This is a genomic window from Cupriavidus sp. UYPR2.512 (genome assembly GCF_000379565.1).
Classification (GTDB): Bacteria; Pseudomonadota; Gammaproteobacteria; order Burkholderiales; family Burkholderiaceae; genus Cupriavidus.
Window position 1 is genome coordinate 1 of record NZ_KB902881.1, and the last position, 8,943, is coordinate 8,943.

General features: G+C 68.8%; 9 protein-coding genes. All 9 read left to right on the top strand.

The features are described 5' to 3' along the window. A partial coding sequence (locus A3A5_RS0107830) for a transposase (protein ID WP_018310052.1) occupies positions 1 to 150 on the top strand: 150 nt, incomplete at its 5' end. Positions 151 to 247: 97 nt separating this feature from the next. Next, entirely contained in the window at positions 248 to 1,069 is an 822-nt protein-coding gene (locus A3A5_RS0107840) for a ChaN family lipoprotein (RefSeq protein ID WP_026200561.1), read from the top strand. 418 nt (positions 1,070 to 1,487) lie between these two features. Next, on the top strand, positions 1,488 to 2,456 hold the full coding sequence (locus tag A3A5_RS0107845; protein WP_018310054.1) for a tripartite tricarboxylate transporter substrate binding protein: 969 nt from the start codon (positions 1,488 to 1,490) through the stop codon (positions 2,454 to 2,456). 221 nt (positions 2,457 to 2,677) lie between these two features. Beyond that, complete coding sequence (locus A3A5_RS0107850; protein ID WP_018310055.1) at positions 2,678 to 3,151, top strand: tripartite tricarboxylate transporter TctB family protein; 474 nt, start codon at positions 2,678 to 2,680, stop codon at positions 3,149 to 3,151. A 32-nt stretch (positions 3,152 to 3,183) separates the two neighbouring features. After that, positions 3,184 to 4,698 carry a tripartite tricarboxylate transporter permease gene (locus tag A3A5_RS0107855; RefSeq protein WP_018310056.1) on the top strand — a complete coding sequence of 505 codons (1,515 nt, stop codon included), beginning with the start codon at positions 3,184 to 3,186 and terminating at the stop codon, positions 4,696 to 4,698. Positions 4,699 to 4,822: 124 nt separating this feature from the next. Then, positions 4,823 to 5,881, top strand: coding sequence for an AbrB family transcriptional regulator (locus A3A5_RS0107860; protein WP_018310057.1), 1,059 nt, complete (start codon positions 4,823 to 4,825; stop codon positions 5,879 to 5,881). A 50-nt stretch (positions 5,882 to 5,931) separates the two neighbouring features. Further along, the gene (locus A3A5_RS0107865) at positions 5,932 to 6,354 is read left to right on the top strand and encodes a PaaI family thioesterase (protein ID WP_018310058.1); all 423 of its coding nucleotides are present in this window, start codon (positions 5,932 to 5,934) and stop codon (positions 6,352 to 6,354) included. A 16-nt stretch (positions 6,355 to 6,370) separates the two neighbouring features. Next, on the top strand, positions 6,371 to 7,267 hold the full coding sequence (locus tag A3A5_RS0107870; RefSeq protein WP_018310059.1) for a patatin-like phospholipase family protein: 897 nt from the start codon (positions 6,371 to 6,373) through the stop codon (positions 7,265 to 7,267). Between the two features lie 67 nt (positions 7,268 to 7,334). Beyond that, a complete protein-coding gene (locus A3A5_RS0107875) occupies positions 7,335 to 8,813 on the top strand; it encodes an NAD(P)/FAD-dependent oxidoreductase (RefSeq protein WP_026200562.1) in 1,479 nt (492 codons plus the stop codon). The last annotated feature ends 130 nt before the right edge of the window (positions 8,814 to 8,943 follow it).

Consider the following 8,943-nt stretch of genomic DNA (forward strand, 5'->3'; position numbering starts at 1 on the left):
CGCGTGATACGCAAGAAAAACTACCCCAGCATTCGGCGCAAGCTGTGGGGCAGTGCGCTATGGTCGCCGTCCTACTTTGCTGGAAGCTGTGGCGGCGCCCCCATTGAGATCATCCGCCAGTACATTGAACAACAGCAGACGCCACACTAACGGCCGTAATGGACGCCTTCGGCGTCCGCGTATCCTTCCTCGCCCTGAAGGACGAGGCTTGCCGCGCCCCGGGTCATTCCGTTTGCCTGTCGCCAACATGCGTGCCGGCATGCTGGCCGCGGCTGTCGCTGTGCTGGCCACCGGCTGCGCCGCCACCCGCCCGGCGCCCGAGGCGGTCAGCGCCGCCTTCGCCGGCAAGTCCTACGTGCTGCTGGGCGAGGTCCACGACAACGCCGCCGCGCAGCAGCAGCGCCTGGCCGCGCTGACGCGTGCCGTCGAGCAAGGCTGGCGCCCGGCCATCGCCATGGAGCAGTTCGACCGCGAGCGCCAGGCCGATATCGAGCGCGCCCGCCGCGAGCGCCCGCGCGATGCCGACTACCTGATCGCCCAGGCCGGCGGCGGTGCCTGGCAATGGCCGCTGTACCGGCCGGTGGTGGCGCTGGCGCTGCAGTACGACCTGCCACTGGCGGCGGCCAACCTGTCGCGCGCCGACGCCGGCAAGATCGTGCGCGGTGGACTGGACAGCCTGTTCACGGCCGGCGAGCGCCGGCAACTGGGCCTGTCCGGTGCGCTGCCCGACGACCTCGTGGCCGCGCAGACGGCGGTGCTTGACCGGGGGCACTGCGGCAATTTCCCCAAGGCCATGCTGCCCGGGATGCTGGCGGCGCAGGCCGCGCGCGATGCGGTGATGGCGCAGATGCTGCGCCCCTACGCGCAGCGCGGCGTGGTGCTGATCGCCGGCAACGGCCACGTGCGGCGCGACATCGGCGTGCCGCGCTGGCTGCAGGCCGAGGCGGGCCAGGTGGTCAGCATAGGCTATGTGGAAAACCAGCCGGCCGATGGCGAGTTCGACATGGCGGTAGTGGTGCCGGGGGTTGAGCGGAAGGATCCCTGCCTGCAGGCGACGCCGGCGGGATAAGTTACCCACCACGACGACAAGGCACGCGCTGTTGGGTGCGCCAAGACCGCCCGAGCTTGCCTCAGCAAGGTGTTCTCCCTCTCCCCGCAAGCGGGAGAAGGGAGAAAACAGGCGGCATGCTTAGGCGCCATCCACGTAAACCCCGACCCTTTCTTCCCCCATTTGACAGCCTTTTGACAGTTTTCCCCGCCTAGAATCCGCCCCATGACCGGTAGTTCCGGTCAGACGTTCACCAAAAGTCCAAGAACAGTCCCGGCCGTGCCTTGCCGCGCCGGACAGGAGACAAGCACCGGCATCGCGCTTTCGGGCGTGCCGGGCCCATTTCCCGTCCCGCAACGCAGTGGCTGCCGGAACCCCGGGTCGGATCGCGGCTGCCAGCTTCGTGGCATGCGATCACCGGTACAACCAGGAGACCGCTATGCGCCGCACCTATTCCCGCCTGGCCCATGCCGTGATGGCATCGGCCGCCGTTGCCGCCACCTTCGCCGCCGCGCCGGCCTTTGCGCTGGACAGCATCAAGGTCATGATCGGCGCCAACCCCGGCGGCGGCTTTGACCAGACCGGCCGCTCGCTGGGCGCCGCGATGATTGCCGCGGGCACGGCCAAGACCGCCTCGTACGACAACAAGGGCGGCGCCGGCGGCACCATCGCGCTGACGCAGTTCGTCAATACCGACAAGGGCAACCCCAATGCGCTGATGGTGGTGGGCGCGGTGATGGTGGGCGCGATCGAGACCAACCATCCGCCGGTCACGCTGAAGAACGCCACCCCGATCGCGCGCCTGTTCGCCGACACCATGGTCATCACCGTGCCGGCCAGCTCGCCGATCAAGTCGGTCAAGGACCTGGCCACGCAGCTCAAGGCCAACCCGGGCAGCGTCAGCTGGGGCGGCGGCTCCAAGGGTTCGATCGACCACATCCTGGCCGGCCTGATCGCCAAGGAAACGGGCGTCGATCCGAAGAAGATCAACTACGTGCCCTTCCAGGGCGGCGGCGAAGCCTCGGCCTCGATCATGGGCGGCCACGTGACGGTGGGCATTGCCGGCGTGTCCGAGTTCCTGCCCTTCATCAAGAGCGGCAAGATGCGCGCGCTGGCGGTGACCTCCAAGGACCGCGTCGCCGATATCCCGACGCTCAAGGAGCAAGGCATCAATGTCGAGATCTACAACTGGCGCGGCGTGTACGGCGCGCCCGGCATCAGCGCCGAGCAGCGCAAGGCCATGATCGACGCCGTGGTCAAGGCCACCGAGAGCAAGGCCTGGAAGGACACGCTGCAGAAGAATGACTGGACCCCGTTCCTGCTGACCGGCGACGAGTTCGGCAAGTTCGTCGACAGCGAATCGGCCCGCCTGGGCGGCTCGCTGCGTGAACTGGGCGTGGCCAAGTAAGGGCTGCCTGCAATACCGCACTATCGCTTCAAGCTGCTTTACCTGTCGTGCCTGCCAACACCGCCGGGCTGAGCCCGGCGGCAGGAACACGGCGCAGGGCCCGGTGTCCACCTGCGATACCAGACAAAAAAATCATATGTCGCCGGGCCCTGCTGCCGCGCGGGCAACCCAGCCAGCGTCGCGGACGCCAGCGCCCCCGTGCTGGCGAAAAAGGAGTCTCCATGAAACCCTCGCACCTCGCCATCGGCATTGCCGTGCTGGCGCTCTCGCTGTTCTACTTCCTCGGGCTGTCCGGCATTTCCGGCGAAGAGGGCTACGCCGGCCTGTCGCCGCGCTTCGTGCCCACGCTGGTGGCTATCGGCCTGGCCGTGTGCGGCGCGCTGCTGACCTGGCAAGGCGTGCGCGGCGGCTTCCGCAACATGCCGGAAGAAGATGCCGAGCTGCCCAGCGCGCCGCACAACTTCGGCGGCTTCCTGTGGGTGGCCGCGGGCCTGGTGCTGAACATGGCGCTGATCGGCACGCTTGGCTTCGTGTTCGCTTCCACGCTGCTGATGGTGTGCGTGGCGCGTGGCTACGGCAGCCGCCGCATCGTGCGCGACGCGCTGATCGGCCTGTGCATCACGGTGCCGATGTGGGCGCTGTTTGAGTTTCTGCTCGGCATCAACTTGCCGCTGCTGCCCATCGCCGGCTTCTGAGCCCGCCCGCCCGTCCAGCAAGGAGTCTTCGAATGGATACCCTGAACCAGCTGATGCACGGCTTTGCCGTGGCCATCACGCCGATCAACCTGATGTGGGCCCTGGTGGGCTGCTTCCTTGGCACCGCCATCGGCGTGCTGCCGGGCATCGGCCCCGCGCTGACGGTGGCGATGCTGCTGCCGCTGACCGCCAAGGTGGAACCGACCGCGGCGCTGATCATGTTTGCCGGCATCTACTACGGCGCGATGTACGGCGGCTCGACCACCTCGATCCTGATGAACACCCCAGGCGAGTCCTCCACCATGGTCACGGCCATGGAAGGCAACCTGATGGCCAAGAACGGGCGCGCCGGCCCGGCGCTGGCCACCGCGGCGATCGGCTCGTTCGTGGCCGGCACCATCGCCACCGTGCTGCTGTCGATGTTCGCGCCGGTGGCGGCGGACGTGGCACTGCAGTTCGGCCCGGGCGAGTACTTCATGATCATGCTGCTGGCCTTCACCACGGTCTCCGCCGTGCTGGGCTCGTCGCTGCTGCGCGGCATGACCGCATTGTTCCTGGGCCTGGGCATCGGCCTGATCGGCATGGATTCGCTGTCGGGCCAGACCCGCTATTCGATGAACGTGCAGGAGCTGTACGACGGCATCGACATCGTGGTGGTGGCGGTAGGCCTCTTCGCCGTGGGCGAGGCGCTGTTCAACGCGTTCTTCCCGCAGCCGGTGGGCACGTTCAACAAGCTCAGCTCGGTCCACATGAACAAGTCGGACTGGAAGCGCTCGATCCCGGCGTGGATCCGCGGCACCGTCATCGGCTTCCCGTTCGGGCTGATCCCCGCCGGCGGCGCCGAGATCCCGACCTTCCTGTCGTATGCCACCGAGAAGAAGCTGTCGGACCACAAGGAAGAGTTCGGCAAGGTCGGCGCGATTGAAGGCGTGGCCGGCCCCGAAGCGGCCAACAACGCCGCCGTGACCGCGACGCTGGCCCCCCTGCTGACGCTGGGCATCCCGACCTCGAACACCACCGCGATCCTGCTGGCCGCGTTCCAGAACTACAACCTGCAGCCGGGCCCGATGCTGTTCCAGACCTCGGGCGACCTGGTGTGGGGCCTGCTGGCATCGCTGTATATCGGCAACGTGATGCTGCTGGTGCTGAACCTGCCGGCGATCGGCCTGTGGGTGCGCATGCTGCGCGTGCCCACGCCGCTGCTGTACGGCGGCATCCTGATCTTCGCGGGCCTGGGCGCCTACGGCATCCGCCAGTCGTGGTTCGACCTGCTGCTGCTGTTCGTGGTCGGCCTGCTGGGCATGGTGATGCGCCGCTTCGACTTTCCCACCGCGCCGGTGATCGTCGGCATGATCCTGGGGCCGATGGCCGAGAAGCAGCTGCGCAATGCGCTGTCGATCGGCCAGGGCGACTGGACGCTGTTCCTGCGCCAGCCGATCTCGGCCACCATCCTGGCGCTGACCGTGGCGGTGGTGGTGATCCCGCGCCTGTTGCGCTGGCACGCGACCCGCACCTCGGCGCACGCGCAGGCCGACAACGCGGCATGATGCGCGCGATCTTGCGGTAAGCTTTGCGAGGCCCGCACGCCAACGGCGCGCGGGCCTCTTGTCTTTTGTCGTCCGTGTTCCAGAACAACAAGCCGCCGGCGCTCCCGCGCCAGGCCGCTGTCACATGCGTCTCTTCTCCAACCCCTGGCTATCCGCGCTGCCCACGCTGGCACTCGGGCTGGCCGCCGCCCTGCTCTGCACCGCGCTGCATACCCCGCTGCCGTGGATGATCGGCCCGTTGCTGTCCGTGGCGGCCGCGCGCATGGCCGGGGCCGACCTGCGGGCGCCGTCGCAGGCGCGCAATGCGGGCCAGTGGGTGATTGGCGCATCGCTCGGGCTTTATTTCACGCCTGACGTGGTGGCGCGGCTGGTGGAGTTCCTGCCCTACATCGTCGCCGGCTCGCTGTTCGCGCTAGTGCTGGGCGCGGGCGGCGCGCTGCTGCTGCGGCGGACCACCGGCGTGGCCTTCAAGACCGCGTTTTTTTCCACCGCCATCGGCGGCGCCTCGGAGATGGCCAACCTGGCCGAGCGCAACGGCGCGCGCATCGACCAGGTGGCGGCCGCGCATTCGCTGCGGGTGCTGATGGTGGTGGTGACCGTGCCGGCGATCTTCCAGTACGGCGGCATCCACGGGCTCGACCCCTATATCCCCGGCCCGCGCGTGGTCAGCGCGCCGGGGCTGCTGGCGCTGGTCGCCATCACGCTGGGCGTGGCGCTGCTGGTGAAGCGGCTGAACATGCCCAACCCGTTCGTGATCGGCACGCTGCTGGCCGCGGCGGTGCTGACCGCTTCCGGGATTGAACTGTCGGCCATCCCCACCTGGATGAGCCGTGCCGGCCAGCTGCTGATCGGGGTCTCGCTGGGGGTGCGCTTCTCGCGCGAGTTCCTCCATACCGCGCCGCGCTTCCTGTCGGGCGTGGCGCTCTACACCGTGATGGCGCTGGTGGTATCGGCGCTGGTGGGCTGGGGGCTGTCGGCGCTGTCGGGCGCGCACCCGGCGACGGTGATCCTGGGCACCACGCCGGGCGGTATTGCCGAGATGTGTATCACCGCCAAGGTGCTGGAGGTGGGGGTGCCGCTGGTGACCGCGTTCCACGTGATCCGGATGGCCTTCGTGGTGCTGGCCACCGGCCCCCTGTATCATTGCCTCAAACATCGCGTCGCGCCGGAGGAGACAGAGTAGCGGTCCGCCACAGGACGGCTACGGTGCGGCCAGCCAGAACCAGGAGCGTCATGTCCGAAGCCGCACCGCAATTCAGCCTCACCGATATCGACGCCACGCTGGAGCGCGTGCTGGCGCCATGGGTGCGCCAGCTCGGCCTGCGCGCCGAAGCCGTCGATGCCCAGGGCGTCACGCTGCGCCTGCCGTTCAGCGAATCGTTCCGCCATGCGGGCGGCGTGGTCTGCGGCCAGGTGCTGATGTCCGCCGCCGATACCGCCATGATTGTCGCCGTGGCCAGCGCGCTGGGCGCCTTCCGCCCGATGACCACGGTCTCGCTCACCACCAACTTCATGCGCCCCGTGATCGACGGAGACGTGCTGGTGCGCGCCAACGTGCTGCGGCTGGGCAAGACCGTGGTGTTCGGCGAGATCGAGCTGACTGGCGCAGACGGCAAGCTGGCGGTGCAGGCCACCACCACGTATGCCCTGCTCTGATTCACGCTGAATCTCCGTGACCTCCGGCTACGCCAATCCCTTCGACCAGATCGTCTTTGCCGGCGGCGGCAACCGCTGCTGGTGGCAGGCGGGCTGGTGGGACACGGTCGCGCCGGCACTGGAGCTGCGCCCGCGCGTGATCGCCGCGATCTCGGCCGGCGCGGCGACGGCGTGCATGGTCTATGCGCACGACTCGCACCAGACCATGGACTACTACCGCGAGGTGCTGGCCAACAACCGCCGCAATGCCTACTGGGGCAACCTGCTGCGCAATGAGCGCGTGTTCCCGCATTACGGCATCTACCGCACCGCGCTGCTGACGATCTTCGCCGACGGGCGCCTCTCGCACCTGCAGCAGGCGCCGGAGATCCGCATCGGCGTGGCGCATATCCCGCGCTGGAGCGGCCCGCGCCTGGCGGTGGCGGCGGGGCTGCTGGCGTACAACATCGACAAGCATGTGCTCAAGACGCTGCACCCGCGGCTGGGGCGCAAGCTGGGCTTCCGGCCGGAGTTCGTGCGCGCGCAGGACTGCGCTTCGCCCGAGCAACTGGCCGACCTGCTGCTGCAGTCGGCCTCCACGCCGCCGTTCACGCCGGTGCTGCGCCGCGGCGGCCGCCCGGTGCTGGACGGCGGGCTGGTCGACAACGTGCCCGTGGACGCGCTCGATGCCACGCCGGGCAATGTGCTGGTGCTGGTGACAAGGCTGTACCCGCGCCCGCGCCGTTTCGTTCTTGAGCAAGGCGGCCAGCGCCGCCTGTACCTGCAGCCCTCGCAGCGCGTGCCGATCTCGAGCTGGGACTACACCCGGCCCGATGCCATGACGCACGCCTACGAGCTGGGCCGCCGCGACGGGGAAACTTTCCTGCGCGAGTGGCCGTCAATCCTGAATACCGAACTGCGGCCCGCTGCCTAGTTTTTCGTTTGCTGGCGCTGGCCTGATTGTTGTCGATGCGGCCCGCGTGCCGCGACAGGAGGCATGGATGACTAAGCGCCAGACAACCCTCTCCGGAACGCCGGGAGCCAAGGAACCGCGGCGCGCCCGAGAGGTCAGCGCGGCGCCGCCGGTGGAGCAGGTGCCGCGCGTGCGCAACGGCCGCACGCGGCGCAACGACAAGGTGCGCAAGGCAGACCTGGTGGTGATCGGCGGCGGCTCGGGCGGCGTGGCCTGCGCGCGGCGCGCCGCCGCGCACGGCGCACGCGTGATCCTGGTCGAGCGCGATGCCATCGGCGGCACCTGCGTCAACCGCGGCTGCGTGCCCAAGAAGATGCTGTCGTACGGCGCCGCCTGGTCGGCCATCCTGTCGGGCTGCCTGTCGCACACCGGCGGGCATGAGGACTGGCGCGACGCCATCGTGCGCGTCAACGCCGAAGTCGCGCGGCTGAATGCGGGCTACACCCAGCGCCTGCACGAATCCGGCGTGGAAATACTGCGCGGCGACGCACTGGTCACCGGCCCCGATGAAGTGCGCGTCGGCGACGAGACCATCCATGCGCGCCGCATCCTGGTTGCCACCGGCGCGCGCCCGCGCGCGCTCGACGTGCCCGGCGGCGGCCTCGCCGCCAGCTCCGACGATGTCTTCAGCTGGCAGAGCCTGCCGGGTTCGATCGCGGTCATCGGCGGCGGCTACATCGGCGTGGAGCAGGCCTCGATCCTGTCGCGCTACGGCGTCAAGGTAGACCTGATCGTTGCCGGGGACCGGCTGCTGCCCCACTTTGACCACGACATCTCCAGGTCACTGGCCGATGCACTGACCGCGCGCGGCGTGCGCCTGCACCTGAACGCCAGGGTGCACCTGCTGAGCCAGGCCAACGGCGCGCTGGAAGTCTGCTACCGCCCCACCGACCGCCCCGGCCAGACCGAGGCCGTGCGCGCGCAGGCCGCGCTGGCGGCGATCGGGCGTATTTCCAACGTGCAGGGCTTCGGCCTAGAGGCGGCTGGCGTGGCCTTTGGCGACAAGGGCGGCATCCGTGTAGACCGCCAGTTCCGCAGCAACGTGCGTGGCATCTACGCGCTGGGCGACGCCATCGACGGCCTGCACCTGACACCGGTGGCCACCGCGCAGGGCCGCTGGCTGGCCGACCGCCTGTACGGCCGGCGCGGCGAACGCGCCGATTTCGACTTCGTGCCCACCGCGGTGTTCTGCGAGCCGGCCATCGGCGCGGTGGGCCTGACCGAGGCCCAGGCGATCGAAGCCGCCGGCAAGCCCGAGCGCATCCGCACCGTGGTCAAGCGCTTTGTCTCGCTGGAAAACCGTTTTGCCGGCACGTCCCACCAGTCGATGTTCAAGCTGGTGCTGAACGCGCGCAGCGGGCGCGTGCTGGGTGCGCACCTGATGGACGACGCCGCGCCCGAGATCGTGCAGACGCTGGCGGTGGCGTTGCGGCTGGGCGTTCGCGAATCTCATCTGCAGACTACGGTGCAGTTGCATCCGACGGTGGGGGAGGAGTTGTTTGGTTAGGGTGTTTTAAGTGGTTGGGGGGCACGGAGGTTGGTTGTCGTGCTTGGCGGGCGTGGGCTGTTTCGCCGGCGTAGCCGGCGAGTCACTTTTTGTCCGAGCGACAAAAAGTAACCAAAAAACGCGTCGCCTG

Coding starts and splice junctions, on each gene's coding strand:
- A3A5_RS0107840 (WP_026200561.1), top strand. CDS start 248: ATGCGTGCCGGCATGCTGGCCGCGGCTGTCGCTGTGCTGGCCACCGGC.
- A3A5_RS0107845 (WP_018310054.1), top strand. CDS start 1,488: ATGCGCCGCACCTATTCCCGCCTGGCCCATGCCGTGATGGCATCGGCC.
- A3A5_RS0107850 (WP_018310055.1), top strand. CDS start 2,678: ATGAAACCCTCGCACCTCGCCATCGGCATTGCCGTGCTGGCGCTCTCG.
- A3A5_RS0107855 (WP_018310056.1), top strand. CDS start 3,184: ATGGATACCCTGAACCAGCTGATGCACGGCTTTGCCGTGGCCATCACG.
- A3A5_RS0107860 (WP_018310057.1), top strand. CDS start 4,823: ATGCGTCTCTTCTCCAACCCCTGGCTATCCGCGCTGCCCACGCTGGCA.
- A3A5_RS0107865 (WP_018310058.1), top strand. CDS start 5,932: ATGTCCGAAGCCGCACCGCAATTCAGCCTCACCGATATCGACGCCACG.
- A3A5_RS0107875 (WP_026200562.1), top strand. CDS start 7,335: ATGACTAAGCGCCAGACAACCCTCTCCGGAACGCCGGGAGCCAAGGAA.